The sequence below is a fragment of the Pseudomonas sp. HMWF006 genome, assembly GCF_003061205.1.
Lineage (GTDB): Bacteria > Pseudomonadota > Gammaproteobacteria > Pseudomonadales > Pseudomonadaceae > Aquipseudomonas > Aquipseudomonas monsensis.
The window spans coordinates 7,191-8,045 of record NZ_QAIU01000367.1 but is presented as its reverse complement, the minus strand read 5'-3'; the positions used below and the strand labels follow the sequence as shown (position 1 = coordinate 8,045).

Annotated in this window: 1 protein-coding gene and 1 pseudogene; one reads left to right on the top strand and one right to left on the bottom strand. The window is 61.5% G+C overall.

The features are described from left to right. Positions 1-648 (top strand): LysR substrate-binding domain-containing protein (locus DBR24_RS15045; protein ID WP_128615156.1); only part of this gene is annotated, 648 nt, incomplete at its 5' end. Positions 649-704: 56 nt separating this feature from the next. Here DBR24_RS15045 and DBR24_RS32250 read toward each other — a convergent pair. Further along, positions 705-855 (bottom strand): annotated as a pseudogene (locus tag DBR24_RS32250) (branched chain amino acid aminotransferase); the annotation flags it as partial.

The window sequence follows — 855 nt, the reverse complement described above, 5'->3', positions numbered from 1 at the left end:
GCACAGATAGCCGACGCCGCTGCCGAGTTGAAGCGGCAGGCAGCGCGGCCGACGATCAGGATCAATGTCCGGCCGTCCTTCGCCCTGTTATGGCTGACGCCTCGTTTGACAGACTTCTCGACGCAGCATCCGCACATCGACACCCAGGTCGTCACACAGACTCAGTCGCCGGATCCGGTCCGCGACGATTTCGACATTGTCATCCGCCGGGGCCGTGACGATTGGGCGCCGTCGCTCGAGGCGCAAGCGTTGTTCGAGGATGAATTGGTCATGGTCGCGGCGCCGGCATTGATTGAGCGACTGCCGCTGACAAATCTCGCCGGTCTCAGTGCGCACACCTTGCTGACCGTCAGGGCGCGGCGAGAAGACTGGCACCACTGGGCCATGCAGTTCGGCCAGAGCCAGAGCAGCAGCCAAGTGATCCGACAGTTTGATTACATGCATCGGGTGCTGGAAGCGGTCGTTGCGGGCGAGGGCATCGCACTGTGTCCGACCACTTTGCTCGGCACGCATTTGTCGAGTGGTCGCCTGATCTGCCCGTTGCCGGAGCTGCGCATGCCGCTGCCACGCTATTACTACGGTGTTGCCCCGCAAGCGTCGGCGCACACCAAGGTGTTCATTGAGTGGATACAACAACAGCGCCCATGAAAAAGCCCCCCATCGATTACTCGATGGGGGGCTTTTGTGCATCAGCAGCCGTCAGATCAAACCTTGACGATCCAGCCCGCTGGCGCTTCGATGTCGCCGGTCTGCACGCCAGTCAGCTCTTTGTAGAGCTTCTGGGTGACCGGGCCGACTTCGGTTTCGCTGTGGAACACGTGCAGGTGGTCGTTGTAGCTGATACCGCCGATCGGG